The 15,520-nt window shown below is 35.8% G+C and carries 16 protein-coding genes and 1 riboswitch; of the genes, 5 read left to right on the top strand and 11 right to left on the bottom strand.

Features of this window, described 5'->3' with window-relative positions; all coding sequences use genetic code 11:
- Window positions 1-63: 63 nt before the first annotated feature.
- From AC5YGG_RS14835 to AC5YGG_RS14785, 11 genes are all read right to left on the bottom strand, one after another.
- Complete coding sequence (locus AC5YGG_RS14835) at window positions 64-1,482, bottom strand: hypothetical protein (protein WP_496145244.1); 1,419 nt, start codon at window positions 1,480-1,482, stop codon at window positions 64-66.
- A gap of 4 nt (window positions 1,483-1,486) precedes the next feature.
- Window positions 1,487-2,668 (bottom strand): hypothetical protein, encoded by a 1,182-nt coding sequence (locus tag AC5YGG_RS14830; protein WP_496145243.1) that lies wholly within the window; start codon window positions 2,666-2,668, stop codon window positions 1,487-1,489.
- A gap of 122 nt (window positions 2,669-2,790) precedes the next feature.
- Window positions 2,791-3,411 (bottom strand): hypothetical protein, encoded by a 621-nt coding sequence (locus tag AC5YGG_RS14825; RefSeq protein WP_496145242.1) that lies wholly within the window; start codon window positions 3,409-3,411, stop codon window positions 2,791-2,793.
- A gap of 135 nt (window positions 3,412-3,546) precedes the next feature.
- Window positions 3,547-4,272, bottom strand: coding sequence for a sulfite exporter TauE/SafE family protein (locus tag AC5YGG_RS14820; RefSeq protein WP_496145241.1), 726 nt, complete (start codon window positions 4,270-4,272; stop codon window positions 3,547-3,549).
- Window positions 4,263-4,715 (bottom strand): FixH family protein, encoded by a 453-nt coding sequence (locus AC5YGG_RS14815; protein WP_496145240.1) that lies wholly within the window; start codon window positions 4,713-4,715, stop codon window positions 4,263-4,265. Before AC5YGG_RS14815 ends, AC5YGG_RS14820 begins: the two co-directional genes overlap by 10 nt.
- A gap of 9 nt (window positions 4,716-4,724) precedes the next feature.
- Window positions 4,725-6,179, bottom strand: a complete 1,455-nt coding sequence (gene ccoG / locus AC5YGG_RS14810; protein WP_496145239.1) for a cytochrome c oxidase accessory protein CcoG — start codon at window positions 6,177-6,179, stop codon at window positions 4,725-4,727.
- Between the two features lie 95 nt (window positions 6,180-6,274).
- On the bottom strand, window positions 6,275-7,156 hold the full coding sequence (locus AC5YGG_RS14805; protein WP_496145238.1) for a cbb3-type cytochrome c oxidase N-terminal domain-containing protein: 882 nt from the start codon (window positions 7,154-7,156) through the stop codon (window positions 6,275-6,277).
- Between the two features lie 10 nt (window positions 7,157-7,166).
- On the bottom strand, window positions 7,167-7,367 hold the full coding sequence (locus tag AC5YGG_RS14800) for a cbb3-type cytochrome oxidase subunit 3 (protein WP_045501410.1): 201 nt from the start codon (window positions 7,365-7,367) through the stop codon (window positions 7,167-7,169).
- Window positions 7,368-7,384: 17 nt separating this feature from the next.
- On the bottom strand, window positions 7,385-9,646 hold the full coding sequence (gene ccoN, locus AC5YGG_RS14795; protein WP_496145237.1) for a cytochrome-c oxidase, cbb3-type subunit I: 2,262 nt from the start codon (window positions 9,644-9,646) through the stop codon (window positions 7,385-7,387).
- Window positions 9,647-9,667: 21 nt separating this feature from the next.
- Window positions 9,668-9,877 carry a cbb3-type cytochrome oxidase assembly protein CcoS gene (gene ccoS / locus AC5YGG_RS14790; protein ID WP_068939164.1) on the bottom strand — a complete coding sequence of 70 codons (210 nt, stop codon included), beginning with the start codon at window positions 9,875-9,877 and terminating at the stop codon, window positions 9,668-9,670.
- A gap of 109 nt (window positions 9,878-9,986) precedes the next feature.
- Window positions 9,987-12,365 (bottom strand): heavy metal translocating P-type ATPase, encoded by a 2,379-nt coding sequence (locus tag AC5YGG_RS14785; protein WP_496145236.1) that lies wholly within the window; start codon window positions 12,363-12,365, stop codon window positions 9,987-9,989.
- Window positions 12,366-12,455: 90 nt separating this feature from the next.
- Between AC5YGG_RS14785 and AC5YGG_RS14780 the strand changes: the two genes are divergently transcribed.
- From AC5YGG_RS14780 to thiS, 5 genes are all read left to right on the top strand, one after another.
- A complete protein-coding gene (locus tag AC5YGG_RS14780) occupies window positions 12,456-13,169 on the top strand; it encodes a Crp/Fnr family transcriptional regulator (protein ID WP_065400912.1) in 714 nt (237 codons plus the stop codon).
- A 62-nt stretch (window positions 13,170-13,231) separates the two neighbouring features.
- The gene (gene panB / locus AC5YGG_RS14775; protein WP_065396421.1) at window positions 13,232-14,047 is read left to right on the top strand and encodes a 3-methyl-2-oxobutanoate hydroxymethyltransferase; all 816 of its coding nucleotides are present in this window, start codon (window positions 13,232-13,234) and stop codon (window positions 14,045-14,047) included.
- Between the two features lie 3 nt (window positions 14,048-14,050).
- Entirely contained in the window at window positions 14,051-14,374 is a 324-nt protein-coding gene (locus AC5YGG_RS14770; protein WP_496145235.1) for a hypothetical protein, read from the top strand.
- Between the two features lie 8 nt (window positions 14,375-14,382).
- On the top strand, window positions 14,383-15,063 hold the full coding sequence (locus AC5YGG_RS14765; protein ID WP_496145363.1) for an RluA family pseudouridine synthase: 681 nt from the start codon (window positions 14,383-14,385) through the stop codon (window positions 15,061-15,063).
- A 90-nt stretch (window positions 15,064-15,153) separates the two neighbouring features.
- A riboswitch (TPP riboswitch) is annotated at window positions 15,154-15,249 on the top strand.
- Between the two features lie 57 nt (window positions 15,250-15,306).
- The gene (gene thiS / locus AC5YGG_RS14760) at window positions 15,307-15,513 is read left to right on the top strand and encodes a sulfur carrier protein ThiS (protein WP_496145234.1); all 207 of its coding nucleotides are present in this window, start codon (window positions 15,307-15,309) and stop codon (window positions 15,511-15,513) included.
- Window positions 15,514-15,520: the final 7 nt, after the last annotated feature.

The following is a 15,520-nucleotide window of genomic DNA, read 5'->3' as shown; positions in this document are numbered from 1 at the left end:
TATTAATCTAAATAAAAAAACCACTGAAATTTCAGTGGTTTTTGTTATTCCAATAGGACGGTATTATTTTGTTTCAAAATTTTCTATTGCAACAATGCTTGCTTGGTTTTCCATTGATCTTGGGTAAGCTAATGTTTTGCTTTCAGGTCTGTAAAGCAAAGCCTGGCTATATACTTCTCCACCTCCATAATGAGGATCATTTCCTGTTGCTTTAGAAAGTGAATGAAGTACACTGTCTCCATTATTATCAAAATTAATTGCCGACAGATTTAATAACGATCCTGCCTTTAAAATATAATTTCCTTTAATATTCACTAGTCCCAAAGAATGATTTTCAAGCTCATGAAGCCTATCGCTGTTTAGCTTATTTACAGCTTCTACTTTACCGGTAGTACTATTGATTGCTACAATTCTTGGATCTCCTGCTTTATAAGCTGTTTCGGTAATCATCATAGTTCCCATAGGAGATTTTACCTGCCTTGTCCCTGCATCCAGTTTACTTTCTGTGAAAATATAAATTTTATCTCCGCTTACATAGGTATAGGGAATAAATAAGTCAGCTATTTTACTGCCATCATTGTATTGCTTAACGACATCATTGGCTATAATTTTTCCTTCTTTAATATCATAAAGCATTAGATTTTCGAAATTACTGGCATTAAATTTTACCGTTTTAGGAGTACTATTAAAGGCAATTAAGTAGTCTTTATCTCCAATTGATACAGCTGTTTCGCTTATGATCTTCATTTTTTCTGTGAAGAATTTTTCTTCCTGTCCCGAAGCTGTTACAAAAAGAAGAGAAGCGTTTTGATTAGCAGATCTTAACAGTCCGATATTCCCTGAATTAGTCACAAAGAAATCAGTATCCGAACTTCCTGCTTCTCCGGTAATATCTTTAGTCCAGACAGATTTCAGACTTCCGGTATCAATGACATTGATGCTTATTTTTACAGGTTCCTTTCTTGGAGAGTGTTGATAAAAAACAACTGCTGCATATCTGCCATTTTCTGATCTTTCAAAATATGTAGTCCCGGATTTCATGGTAGACTCGATAGGGTATGAGGCTAATAGTTCCTGGGTAAATGTAGTTGTACTTTTATCAAAAATTATTTTGTAGATATCTTTCTTTTTTACCTTTCCGGCATAAGTTTCTGTGATGAAAACAATTTTATTTCCAGATTCAAAACTGCCAAGATAATTAATAGGGGCATATTTCTCTATCTGTGGCATTTCGTAAGGGTAAGTCTGCTTCAGGTTATTAGAATTATCAAACTTTCTTACTAATATTTTATTGTTGCTGCGGATACTGTTTTCATTAATGCTGCTCTGCATATAATAAGTATCGGCACCTCCCGAAATAAGTTTTACATCTTTTTCCTGTGTAGGATCAAAGGTAAACTTAGTTCCATACTTAAATGTAGTCTGAGCGAACGTAATTGAAGAGATGCAGATCGCCAATACTGTAAATGTTTTAAGCTTCATATGATTATTTATAAATCTGGGTTTCCAATTGCTTTAATTCTGCTTTTTCACTGTATGATAAATCCAGATCTACTAGCTTTTCCTGCATATCATTAAGATACTTTTCTGCGTCTTTTTTGTTTTCTAGGGCAACATTCAGCCTTATTAGGTTGAAATTGATGTACTTTCCGATTTTTGCATTATAAGGAGCTTTTTTGTCTTTATAATTTACTTTTTGAAGTGCCTGCTCCCAAAGATCTGTTCCTTTTTTCATATTAGCAAATGCAATGTTATTATTAGTTTGATCAGAGTTCGCCTGTAGTTTTCTTAGATTGGTTGTTACATAAATATGCGCTTTTTCTAAATCATCAAATTCACCTTTGTTTTTTACAAACTCCAATTTTACTTGCTTATTAAGCGTTTTATATCCGTAATTGTCATTCAGGAAAGTGTTGATTGCCTTGATGTTGTTCCCAAGATATTTTTTTTCTTCTATAGCTTTATTGATGTTATCAGAAGGTTGAGAGGATACAAAAACGAAATCCTGAGAAATGGTAGTATTAATTTTCTCTGTTCCGTTTTCCTTTACAACAATTTTTGTAGGTTGATTGGCATAAGTTTGCCCAGCATTGTCCTGGAAGTTTACTTTTTCCATTGTTACATAAACATCTACATTGGGATTCCCTTTTTTATAACCGTCAATTGCAATTTGGGAAGCTAAAACATTGTCATCTACAATAAAATAATCATTGAGATTGGGCTCACTGTATACTGGTGGAGATGGCTTTCTATAAACAGGTTTAGTAGGAAGCTGAAGTTGTGGTTTCTGCCCTTTATCCTGCAAAGCCAGACGCTCTAAAAGACTCAGTTTTTTAAACTCTGCAGATTCCAAAGCAAATTTTTCTTTTGCTTTTATGATTTCTTCATTATAATCTTTAAGAGCCTGCTGATAGTCAGTTTGACTTTCAGCGATGGTATTGCTGAAATTGGCAACGGCATCCTGATGATCTTTTTTGGCTTGTTTTATTACGTCTTCCTTAGTTAGATTATAAGGAGATTTTACAGTTATATGATAAGTTCTGGAGTTTTCGCTAATTGAAGTTTGCGGCGCTTTTAAAACACGAAAATCTACGGTTTCAGAATTGATGCTTTGTGCATATAAACTAGCTGCCGAGATCAGAGTAAAGGACAGTAAAAGTTTTTTCATGGTTATTTATTAATTAATGCTCAAAGATAATATTTTTAAGTAAAACTAAAGTTTCTATATATATTATATTCAATTACATTAAAAATAAATAAAAAAAAGACTACAGTACAGTCTTTTTTTTGTTATTCAGTTACAACGATTATTTTCTTATCAGCATTTTTAAACTTTGTATCCTGATCATACTTTGCTTTAATATCGTAATTGATCTTTACAGTATAATCATCAACCTGTTGTAGCCAATCATGTTTACCAGTAACGGATTTTATTTTGTTCTCAAACTTAAGAGTAGTTGTGATACTTTTTAAGAAGGTGGTCATCATACCTGCTACACTCTGAGGATCTGCAGTTCCTTTTGCTGCCATTGCCGCTTCAAAATACTTCAGATTGAAGTTTTCTGTGTCAATTGTAAGCGTTTTTCCGTCCCATAAATTAAAGATATTCTGTTCTACAGGTATTTTCTCCTTTTGGGTATAATTAATAAGTTCCTGATAATCATTTTGAGTTAGGTTCTCAGTTTTCAAAGACAAACCTGTAGGCTGATCATTTTCTTTGTTAGATTTCATGAAGATTTTTTTCATGATTCTGATATGATCAGGATTTGTAGTCTTAGATGCCTTGTTTTTTTGTTCCAGTTCGTAAAGACTTGTCCACGTAGAAGGAAATTTATTCATATCACTGAACTCATTGTCATTTTTTAAAGAGTCCGGGGTCATTGCTTTCATCTCAGATATGAATTGTTTCATGTCAATATCCGTTACAGACGATGACGTCGCATTATTATGATAAACAATTTCAGAATTGATGCTACAGGATTGTAATACAAACAGGCTTATTAAAAATAATAAAATACTTTTATACATGGTAGATCTAAGTGCTGATTAATGACAGTTTACAGCTTCATTAAGACCTTTTGATACAGTCATAGATTCAGCTTTAGGAGAAACGTAAGGAATTCCCAGTTCTAAGCCTCTAAGAATGAAGAGACCTCCCAAAATGATCATAATGATGGGAACAGCTTTTAGAATTTTTGTCCTGAAAGCCTGATTCATGAGATTTCCAGCCAAAACGATGGCAAACATGAACGGAAGAGTTCCCAAACCAAATAAAGCCATATATAAAGCTCCCTGCCATATTCCTCCGCCTGCAAGACTTGCGGTAAGTGCCATATACACCATTCCGCATGGTAAAAAGCCATTTAGAACGCCTGTGGTAAATCGGGAACGGTAATCTGCTTTTTGAAGTACGCGTCCGAGATTTGTTTTTACAGAATATAAAAATTTGGATAAAAAGGGAATCTTTGAAGCAAAATCCTTTCCTCCAAACGAAAATACTGCCATGATGATCAATAAAATACCAGCAGTAATTGTAAGATACTTCTGAAAGCCTGCCATCTCAAATCCTTGCCCTATAATACCCAAAAGAGCACCCAATAATGAATAGGTAAAAATCCTTCCGAATTGGTAGGTAAGGTTCTGAAGATAAAAATTGGCAGCCTGTTTTTTAGTTAATCCCATCGATAAAGCAATAGGACCACACATTCCGATACAGTGAAAGCCGGAAGCGAAGCCTAAAGCGATAGCCGATACAACAAGTCCTATTTCCATATCACGTCATAATCCATTCGATAGTCTGTTTTGTCTTTTGTCCAACTCAATCTTAAGGTATAATTCCCCATTTTCAATACTTGTGCAGGAATTACAAAGGTATGGTTGGCATCAAGGTTTACAGATTTTTTGATGTCTAAATTCTGGTCGTCGGTTCTGTTTAATACAAATTTTACCGTAGTATTAGAAGCTGTATATTCTTGTGGAAAAGTGATTTTAATTCCATTCGTATCCTGGCTGTATACAGGTTTTTCCTGTAACTCGTCAGCTCTTTTCTTGGCATCAATTACATCCTGGTACTGTAATTCCTCTTCATAATAATTATCTGTTACCATTTCAGAGTTCTTTTGCCCGTTCGGGAATAGGAACATCATGGATAATATAAAAACTATGAATGCAAATAATGCAATTACAACACCGTGTCCCCAACTAAAGTTCTTCATTTCTTTTAATTAAAATTGTAGTTTGAATGGTCCTTCAAAATATGTCTGGTAAGAATCCACAAGGTTTCCTTTCATATCGTAAACCCCAATTGTGATATTCTGTTTGGAAAGTTTCATTTCATCCTCCGGGAAGCTGATATTGATGGTTCCCTTAGAAATCTTATCTCTGTCTACCTGAATTTTGCTTGATGCACTATAAGTGATCTCACCATGAGCAGGAGCAATTACCTTAATAGTAACCAATTTTTTCTCATTGGTTTTATTCAGGAATGTATAATTATAGGTATTAATAATTTTCCCTTCTTTTACAAAGAATGTACTTCCTGCCGGTTTAATGAATTTTGCTTCCATCTCACCACGGCTGTAAAGAAGATATCCTAGGAATCCAACCAATAAAAACAAGAATATGGAGAATCCTTTCATTCTTCCTGTAAACTTGAAAGGAATTTCTTTTTCAATTTCATTTTCCGAAGCATATCTGATAAGCCCTTTTGGAAGACCAACTTTATCCATTACTTCATCACAGGCATCTATACAGGCTGTACAGTTGATACATTCCAGCTGTTGTCCGTCTCTGATATCAATTCCTGTAGGACAAACTACCACACATTGGTGACAGTCGATACAATCTCCTTTCCCGGCTGCTTTTCTGTCTTCTCCTTTTCTCCATTTTGATCTGTTTTCTCCTCTTTTGAAATCGTAGAAAACATTAATAGTATCCTTATCAATCAATACACCCTGAAGTCTACCGTATGGACAAACCAACGTACATACCTGCTCTCTGAACCATGCAAATACAAAGTAAAATGCAGCAGTAAGAAGAATCATTACGATAAAATTGGTAGGGTGGGCAAATGGTCCTTCGGAAACAATTTTGAATACTTCTTCATACCCCACGATATACATAAACATAAAGTGAGTAATAATTAAAGAAATAACAATGTAAACAGACCATTTTAAAGTCCTTTTCCAAATCTTTTCGCTGTTCCACTCTTGTCTGTCCAGCTTCATTTGCTTGTTTCGGTCACCTTCAATCAAATATTCTATTTTACGGAAAATGGATTCCATAAAAATTGTCTGAGGGCAAATCCACCCGCAGAAAATTCTTCCGAATGCAATCGTAAAAACGATAATAAAAATTAATGATGCGATAGCTCCTAAAGTAAGGATAAAAAAGTCCTGTGGATAGAAAGGCTGTCCAAATATGAAAAATTCTCTGTCTATTACATTGAACAATAGCAATGGATTACCATTGATCTTGATAAATGGTAGTGAGAAATAAATAATTAATAAAAGATAGCTTACAATGTTTCTATAGTTGGTATATTTCCCTTTAGGCTTTCTTGGGAATACCCACTTTCTCTTACCGGATTGCTCCATTGTCCCTATAGAATCTCTGTAAGTTTCAGGGTCCAGAACCTGTCCCTGTCCGCCTCGTACTTCTATTTCTTCTATGTCTGACATATTGTAATGTGTTTAAAAAAGAAAAAACATAATTCGTTACTATTTTTAAGGTAATAACAAATTATGTTTTTTTCATATGTTTCTAATTTTTTAAATTATTCTTTTTCCCAATGTGCTTCAGTTCCTTGAGGAGCTGCTCCTCCTTGAGCCTGAGTCACTGGTGGTAATTCCTGGTTAATGTGATATACATATGCTGCAATCTTTTCAATTTCAGCTCCAGAAACCTCTCCGTTCTTACCGAATGCTCTCATCGCAGGGTTAGTAGGAGAACCATTCCAGTCCATATGGAATACGTTTTTAAATAACGTTTTCTCTGGTTGGTTGATCCAGAAGTTATCTGTCAAGTTTGGACCGATACCTCCACTACCGTCTTCTTTGTGACAAGAAGCACAGTTTGTTTTGAATAATTCTTTTCCTTCTGCAATGTTATCAGCTGAATATTTAGCTGTTTCAATTGTTACAGGCGGCTGCTCGCTTTCATATTTTGCAATGCTTGCCATTTGCTCTTTGTATTCTTTTTCATATTCGCTTAATGGGTGAGCGAAATCTGTAAATGAATAAGCTGCAATATATACAATACAAAAAGCAGTCCCAAAATAGAATAAACCTACCCACCACTTCGGTAATTGATTATCCAACTCCATGATTCCATCGAATCCGTGGTCGATAAGGATATCTTTTTCCTCAGTATCAGATTGCTTTTTAAATGCAGCGGCATACATTCTTTTGAAGAAAGGTATTTTTTTCTCAGCCAAATAAGCAGCTTTCTCTTCCGGAGATAATTTTTTGAATTTGTTGTTTTCAATCAAATCTCCAATAGCACTGTGGATGAAGGCAAGGATACTTCCTATTACAACAGTTCCCCAGAAGTAAGGCGAAGCTAGGAACGCGTAGCTCTGCACAAACAAATAATAAAAAACTATTAAAAGTCCGATTATTATCAAGATGTTTACAACAACAGGTGTTCTTTGTTTCATAAAAAATAGTTTAATTTTTTAAATTAAAATCGTCATCTTCATCCTCTCCAAGGGGAGCTTCTTCTTCCTCTTTGTAATATTTTTTAGGCTTGCTAAAAACATAGATTACCAGAGCAACGAAGAACAGCATAAAGAAAATCAGAGCCAGTGTCTGGTAGAAGCCAGCATTTTCTGTATTGGATAATATATCTTTAAAGTTCTGAGGAATCATACTAACCTTTTAATGTTTTAGTTATTACTTGCTGTTTTAATTTCAGTTGTTTTAATATCTGTTCCTAATCTCTGTAGGTAAGAAATAAGAGCTACAATTTCTTTTTTCTCTAGTTCTCCCTGAGGTCTCTTAGCATAAGCCTCTTTCAAGTCATTTGCTTCTGAGAAGATATCTTTTACAATTTTAGCCGATTGGTTGTTTGCCCACTTGTCTGCAGAGTCAATTTCAGCTTTTGTGTAAGGTACATCAAATGTATTCTTCATCAGCTTCATTTTATCTACCATTTTAGATCTGTCTAAGTCAGTAGCAATTAACCAAGGGTAACGAGGCATGATAGAACCTGCAGATGTAGATCTTGGGTTATACATGTGCTTGTAGTGCCAAGAACTTGGGTTTTTACCTCCTTCTCTATGTAAATCCGGTCCTGTTCTCTTAGAACCCCATAAGAATGGTCTGTCATATACGAACTCACCTGCTTTAGAGTATTGTCCGTTTTTACCGTTGAATCTTACGATCTCATCTCTGAATGGTCTGATCATCTGAGAGTGACATGCGTTACATCCTTCACGGATATAGATATCTCTACCTTCTAATTCAAGCGGAGAATAAGGCTTCACTGCTGAAATGGTAGGTACACTTTTCTTAAGGGATAGAGTAGGGATGATTTCAACCATACTTCCGATTGAGATGGTAAATAATGATAATACTGTTAAAAGCATTGGCATTCTTTCCAACCAAAGGTGGAATCCTTCTCCTTCTTTACGTTTGTTTCCGATATTTGCTAAAGCAGGTGCTTCTGCAGGAACTTCTTTTTGGAATGAACCTTTTCTTACGGTAGCAATTACGTTAATGATCATTAGGATTGCTCCAGAGATGTAGAATAAACCTCCTACGAATCTCATTTTAAAGTAAGGAATAATCGCAGTTACTGTATCCAACCAGTTTTTCCATAATAAGGTACCGTCCGGGTTGAATTGCTTCCACATTAATCCTTGTGTGAATCCTGAAATATACATTGGTACTGCATAGAAAATAATTCCTAAAGTCCCTAACCAGAAATGCCAGTTAGCTAATTTTACAGACCAAATTTTTGTTCTCCACATAATTGGTACAAGGTAATAGATAACCCCGAATGCCATGAAACCATTCCATCCAAGAGCTCCTAAGTGTACGTGACCGATAACCCAGTCTGTAAAGTGACCAATTTTGTTGATGTTTTTAGTTGCCAATAAAGGACCTTCGAACGTTGCCATACCATAACAAGTAACAGCTACTACGAAGAACTTAAGGATAGGATTTTCTCTTACTTTATCCCAAGCTCCTCTTAAGGTAAGAAGACCATTTAACATCCCCCCCCAAGATGGTGCGATAAGCATGATAGAGAAACCAGTTCCTACTGCCTGAGCCCATGCTGGAAGAGCTGTATATTGAAGGTGGTGAGGACCAGCCCAAATATATACGAAGATTAATGACCAAAAGTGAATAATAGACAGTTTATATGAGAATACCGGTCTGTCTGCTGCTTTTGGTAAGAAATAATACATTAAACCTAGAACCGGAGTCGTCAATACGAATGCAACCGCATTGTGACCATACCACCATTGTACGATGGCATCTTTTGCTCCTGCATATGCAGAATAAGACTTCCAGCCAGAGAATGATAATGGAACCTCAAGATTGTTGAAGATGTGAAGCATTGCTACTGCAACCCAAGTACCTAAATAGAACCAGATGGCTACATAAAGGTGTCTCACTCTTCTCTTCGAAATAGTCATAATCATGTTTACCCCGAAAATGATCCAAGAGATAGCAATCAAAATATCAATTGGCCATTCGTGCTCAGCATATTCTTTAGAAGTATTAATACCCATAAAGAAGGTAATGAACGTAGCCACGATCATAAACTGCCAAGTCCAGAAGTGGATCCAAGATAATGTATCACTATACATTCTTGTTTTCAATAATCGCTGTGTAGAGTAATATACCCCTACATAAACGATATTACACACGAACGCGAAGATCACGGTATTTGTGTGTAGCATTCTGATTCTACCAAAACCGAATGCACCATGAGTGTTTATTAAACCTTGAATATTACCCGATGCTAAACTTTTAATGGTTGTATCATCTGTCCCGAAAAAGAACTCTGGTAATTCAGGGTAGAAAAGCATTAATGCCGCCGTAAGCCCAAACGTAAATCCTATGAAACCAAAGATAATGGTCGCATAGAGAAACGCACGGACAATACTGTTGTCATAACTAAACTTTTGTGTTTCCATATCAACTATTCACTATTTTTCTCAATTTTTATTATTTTCTCCTATTTCTTTTTCGTCTTTATTTTTGTCGCCAGTTTCATCTTTTTCTTTGACTTCATCATCAAAAAGGATTCTGACAGCAGGAGATTCATCATCTTCAAACTGCCCTTTTCTGGCATACACTATAAATACGACCAGGAAGATCGCAGCTAAAGAAACACTGCAGACGATCATTAAATATAGAATATCCATTGGACAACAAAATTAACCTATTTTCGGGGTTCAAATTTAGTGAAAAATAATGACATTCATCACGAAATGCGGATTTCAGCTAATTTAAAATCAGTCTAAATAAGCGGGTTTACGCCTGTTTTTTGAAGTATTTTCGACCCAGTATCCATGTTGAAACTGTCGTAAATGTAACTACCGTGATGGAGCTTGCAGGCATAATGAGAGCCGCAAATAGCGGATGCATGTGTCCTGTAACTGCGTAACTTAACCCAACAATATTGTAAAGAAAACTGATTATAAATGTCATTTTCACAATGGTGATAGAGCCCTTACAAACGTTCAGGTAATTGTCCAGACTCACTACTTTTTCCCCGTTCATGATAACGTCAGAAGAAGGAGTGAAGCTGTTGGTGTCGTCCGCGATAGCAATACCTACATTGCTTTGTTTTAAAGCTCCGGCATCATTCAGTCCGTCTCCCAGCATTGCTACTTTCATATGCTGATCCTGAAGGTTTTTAATGTAATTCAACTTGTCCTCCGGGCTTTGATTGAAAGCCATTCCCTTATAATTTGGAATAAGTTCTTTCAGCTGAGTTTCCTCTGAAGAATTATCTCCGCTCAGGATAAATATTTTGTAGTTGGTTAATTTTTGGAATAAATCTTTAAGCCTAGGACGGTATTCATTTTTGAAAATAAACTTACCTAAGAATTCGTTATTTTTACTGATATATACCGCTGTTTCTAAGTTCTTTGGTTCCTGATTATTATATCGTGCGGATCCAATTTTATAAATATTTCCTCTTACACTTGCTACATATCCTTTTCCTGAAATCTCCTGGAAGTTTTCAACCGGGAAATAATCGTCATTCACTTCAATGAAGTCATAAAGTGATTTGGAAAGCGGGTGGTTTGAGTTCTTCAGTAAGCTTTTGATATTCAGTAAATCAAATTCCTGAATTATGCTGCCATCGTATTTGATGTTAGCTTTTTTTCTATGAGTTATTGTTCCTGTTTTATCAAAAACAATAGTATCCAATTTTGCGATTTTTTCAATCGTTAAAGTGTCTTTTACGTAAAACTTATTTCGACCTAAAATCCTCATAATGTGACCAAAAGTAAACGGTGCAGAAAGTGCAAGCGCACATGGGCAGGCAATAATAAGAATGGCTGAAACGACCTGGAACATTTTCTCTAAATCGATGAAAGCCCAATAAATTCCTGAGATCAGTGCAATGCCTAAAATGATGAATGTGAAATATTTACTGATATTGTTTGTTAATGTATCAAGCCCTGTTTCATGTTTTTTGAAAGCTTCCTTATTCCATAGCTGGGTAAGGTAACTTTGGTCTACATCTTTGATCACTTCAAGTTCTAAAGATGATCCAACCTGCTTACCACCTGCGAAAATTTTATCTCCAGGCTGTTTGCTGATACTTTCGCTCTCTCCCGTAATGAAACTGTTGTCTATATTACCTTCTCCGTTAATAAGAATTGCATCTACAGGGATGATTTCCTGGTTTCTAACCAAAATTCTGTCACCCACTTTTATCTCAGAAAGAAGAATATTTTCCTGTTTCCCGTCAAAATCTACTTTTGTTACGGCTATAGGATAGAAAGATTTATAATCTCTGTCATATGATAGCGCGCTATAAGTTCTTTTCTGGAAGAGTTTTCCCATCAGCATGAAGAATAAAAGCCCGCAAAGAGTATCAAAATACCCTGGACCATAGTCGGTGGCTACTTCATAAATACTTCTTCCGAAAAGAACAAAGATTCCCAATACAATGGGAACATCAATATTAACAATTTTATTTTTGAGTCCGTACCATGCGGATTTGTAGTAATCTGAAGCCGAGTAAAATACAACCGGACATGCCAGTAAGAACATCAATACTCTGAAAAGTCCTTTGTAGTGCTCCATCCAATAATCTTCACCGCCTACATATTCGGGGAATGCTAAGAACATTCCGTTTCCAAAAGCGAAGCCGGCAATAGCAAATTTTACAAGGAGAGATTTGTCCAGATGATCAACATTTTTTTCAGCAGTTTCAAGACTGATGACAGGTTTGTATCCCAAATTGGTTAAAAAATTAGCTAGTTCGCTTAATTTTAAGTCGTTATGATTGAATGAAACCTGTAAGGTCTTTCTTGTAAAGTTAACCTGTGAGTATTTAATATGGTCATTCAGCGTATGAAGACTTTCTAATAACCAAATACAAGAAGAACAATGGATTACAGGGATTTTGAATGTAACAAGACTGGTGTTTCCCTCAGAGAAATCAGTGACTTTTTCAAAGATTTCCGGGGTATCAAGATAAGCGAACTGAGTAGAACTTTCATCACCGGGACGAATTCCGGCACCCTTATTCAGCTCATAGAAATTACTTAAATTATTCGTGTTCAGAATTTCATAAACAGATTTGCATCCGTTGCAACAGAAAGTCTTTTCATCAAACAAAATTCTCTCTTTTTCTATACCTTGACCACAATGAAAACAGTTCTCGCTCACCTCCCTAAAATATTGAACTACAAAATTATAACAATTTTTTTTGTTTATCGAGTTAAAAAGTTCTATTTTTGTGATAAATATCATATAAACATGCCGCAGGAACAACAGATAGCAATTGAAGAGAGGTTCGCCAGAGTTTTTAATGATAAATCATTTAAGGAAAGACTTTCTAGCGCAGATTTTGAAAAATATATTAACGGTAAAAAAAGATTGAGTTTTCAGAAACACGATACTATTTTCGAGGACGGAGAAACTCCCAAGGGAGTGTTTGTGCTTGAAAAAGGAGCCGCTAAACTTTCAAAATCAGGAGCTTTTGGAAAAGATCAGATTTTAAGATTTATCAAAGAGGGGGATATCATCGGCTATCGTTCTTTGCTTTGTGGAGAAAACTTCCAAGCAAAAGCAGAAGCCATGACGGATATTGAGTGTGTTTTCTTACCGGCAGATATCTTCATGTATCTATTGGAAGTAGACCCACAGTTATCTTTCGTAATGCTTCAAAAAATTTCATACGAATTAGGAGAATCTTCTAATACGATTACCTTCCTTGCACAGAAAACGGTGAGAGAAAGACTTGCGGAAATACTACTGCTTTTAGAACAGAAGTTGGGAGTAGATCCTGAAGGTTTCATCAAAATCTCCTTAACCCGAGAAGAAATTGCCAATATTATCGGTACAGCTACAGAAAGTGCCATTCGTCTGATTTCCGAATTCAAACAGGATAGCCTGATTGAAGTGGACGGAAGAAATATCAAAATTCTGAATCACGACAAACTCATGAAACTCGGTCACGTAGTTTTATAAAAATCATACAAAACTTAAGTCGGCTCAATGCCGACTTTTTAACTTTTAAAAATAGATAAATTATGTCTGTTCACTCTGAAATTAAAAAAGTTACAACTGAAACCTTGCGTAAAATGAAATTCGACAAGGAAAAAATAACAATGCTTACTGCTTATGATTTTACCACAGCAAAAATGGTAGATGCAGGTGGAGTAGATGCTATTTTGATTGGAGACTCTGCGGCAAATGTAATGGCTGGTTTTGAAACTACGTTGCCTATTACTTTAGACCAAATGATCTACCATGCTCAAAGTGTGGTAAGAGGAACTGACAGAGCTTTGGTGGTAGCGGATCTTCCTTTCGGAACTTATCAGAGTAATCCTGAAAAAGCATTAGAGTCTGCCGTAAGAATGATGAAAGAAGGAGGAGCGCATGCAGTGAAAATTGAAGGAGGAAAAGAAATTTCAAAATCAATTAAAAAAATCATCAATGCCGGAATTCCTGTCATGGGACACTTAGGATTAACACCGCAATCGATCTATAAATTCGGAACTTATAAAGTAAGAGCAAAAGAAGAGGCGGAGGCTGAAAAACTGATCGCTGACGCACAGCTTTTGGAAGAATTAGGATGTTTTTCTGTGGTTTTGGAGAAAATTCCAGCTGATTTAGCTAAGAAAGTGACTGAAAGTATCTCTATTCCTACTATTGGTATTGGAGCAGGTGCAGACTGTGATGGTCAGGTACTTGTATATCATGATATGGTTGGGATGAACAAAGGTTTCAGTCCTAAATTCTTAAGAAGATACCTTGATCTTTATACTGAAATTACAGGAGCCGTTTCTCAATATGTAAAAGATGTAAAGAACGTAGATTTTCCAAACCAAAACGAAAGTTATTAATTCATGCAGAACCAACAACAATCTATCCAGGGAATTTTATCTATTGCAGCATTAGTTTGCTTAGCTATTGGCTGGTTTAATTTATTTTCTCCGGAGATCAATCATTTACTTTCCAGAAAGGTATTCTATGTTTTAATAGGGGCAAGCTTCTTTATTCAGGCGCCGTTACTTACGAATAAAAATTTCATGTATGCAATGTATGCAGCGGCAGGAATTTGTGTAGTAGGAGCATTTTTACCGGATTCATCAAATCTTTCGGCACTTAAAACAATTGGTCTTTTGGCAGGGATTATTCTTTCAATGTCCAATAGAAGCAGAAACAGGTAGTCTGAAAAATTATGAAGGAGCAGATTGTATATGAGGATAACCATCTTCTGGTGATCAATAAAAAAGTCGGGCAGCTTGTACAGGGTGATAAAACCGGCGATGAATCACTATTAGAATCAATTAAGAATTATATAAAAATAAGAGATGCTAAGCCGGGTAATGTTTTTCTCGGCTTGGTTCATCGTATAGACCGTCCTACTTCAGGCTTGGTAATCTATGCAAAAACTTCCAAGGCACTTTCGCGTCTTACTCAGATGGTGAAGAACCGTGAGGTTAAGAAAACCTATTGGGCTGTTGTGGGAAAAGAAATGATTCCACAGACTCAGAGGCTGGTTCATTATTTAAAGAAAAACGAGAAGAATAATAAAGCTATTGTTTTCCCGAAGGCTACAGAAGGAGCAAAAGAAGCGATCCTTACTTATCATGTGATAAAAACATTGGATAATTATCTACTTCTTGAAATTGATCTTGAAACCGGAAGACATCATCAGATCCGTGCTCAGTTATCCAAAACAGGAGTTCCAATTAAAGGAGATCTTAAATATGGTGCTCCACGCTCTAATCCGGACGGAGGAATTAATCTTCATGCAAGAAAATTAGAATTCATTCATCCTGTTACCAAAGAAGAAATTGAAATTATAGCTCCTGTTCCGCAGAATGATGCGATTTGGAGAGCTTGTGAAGAATAAATTATTAAAAGGTTAGAAATAAAGTTTCTAACCTTTTTTATTTCTATTCAAATTCAATTTTGCCCGTTCTGAAAAAATACCTAACTTCGTCCCACACTTTAGGGGTGTCTGTTTTTACAGACTGAGACTTTACCCTTTGAACCTGATCTGGATCATACCAGCGTAGGGAAAAGTAGATGACTTTTGCTGTACATTCTATTGTACAATAATAGCCATTCCTAAAGTATATTTAAATTATTAGGAATGGAACTTATTATCAACCACACCCGAAAAACATTCGATATACTTCCGGAAAACCTGGAAGCACTATTGGCTATGGAATTACCCGGAAAAAAGAAAGGTATTGCTGTAGCGCTCAATAATCGTATCATCCCACTGTCTGCCTGGGCAGAAACATCCCTTAAAGATCAAGATTCAGTTTTAATCATTACTGCCACTCAAGGCGGTTAATTCTCAT

It is taken from the genome of Chryseobacterium sp. CS2K3, from assembly GCF_059515185.1.
Note: the sequence above shows the minus strand (reverse complement) of the source record. Positions and strands in the feature narration are given on the sequence as shown.

Excerpts from the sequence above, each read along its gene's own strand:
- AC5YGG_RS14835 (WP_496145244.1), bottom strand. The coding sequence starts at position 1,482 with ATGAAGCTTAAAACATTTACAGTATTGGCGATCTGCATCTCTTCAATT.
- AC5YGG_RS14830 (WP_496145243.1), bottom strand. The coding sequence starts at position 2,668 with ATGAAAAAACTTTTACTGTCCTTTACTCTGATCTCGGCAGCTAGTTTA.
- AC5YGG_RS14825 (WP_496145242.1), bottom strand. The coding sequence starts at position 3,411 with ATGAAACAATTCATATCTGAGATGAAAGCAATGACCCCGGACTCTTTA.
- AC5YGG_RS14820 (WP_496145241.1), bottom strand. The coding sequence starts at position 4,272 with ATGGAAATAGGACTTGTTGTATCGGCTATCGCTTTAGGCTTCGCTTCC.
- AC5YGG_RS14815 (WP_496145240.1), bottom strand. The coding sequence starts at position 4,715 with ATGAAGAACTTTAGTTGGGGACACGGTGTTGTAATTGCATTATTTGCA.
- ccoG (WP_496145239.1), bottom strand. The coding sequence starts at position 6,179 with ATGTCAGACATAGAAGAAATAGAAGTACGAGGCGGACAGGGACAGGTT.
- AC5YGG_RS14805 (WP_496145238.1), bottom strand. The coding sequence starts at position 7,156 with ATGAAACAAAGAACACCTGTTGTTGTAAACATCTTGATAATAATCGGA.
- AC5YGG_RS14800 (WP_045501410.1), bottom strand. The coding sequence starts at position 7,367 with ATGATTCCTCAGAACTTTAAAGATATATTATCCAATACAGAAAATGCT.
- ccoN (WP_496145237.1), bottom strand. The coding sequence starts at position 9,646 with ATGGAAACACAAAAGTTTAGTTATGACAACAGTATTGTCCGTGCGTTT.
- ccoS (WP_068939164.1), bottom strand. The coding sequence starts at position 9,877 with ATGGATATTCTATATTTAATGATCGTCTGCAGTGTTTCTTTAGCTGCG.
- AC5YGG_RS14780 (WP_065400912.1), top strand. The coding sequence starts at position 12,456 with ATGCCGCAGGAACAACAGATAGCAATTGAAGAGAGGTTCGCCAGAGTT.
- panB (WP_065396421.1), top strand. The coding sequence starts at position 13,232 with ATGTCTGTTCACTCTGAAATTAAAAAAGTTACAACTGAAACCTTGCGT.
- AC5YGG_RS14770 (WP_496145235.1), top strand. The coding sequence starts at position 14,051 with ATGCAGAACCAACAACAATCTATCCAGGGAATTTTATCTATTGCAGCA.
- thiS (WP_496145234.1), top strand. The coding sequence starts at position 15,307 with ATGGAACTTATTATCAACCACACCCGAAAAACATTCGATATACTTCCG.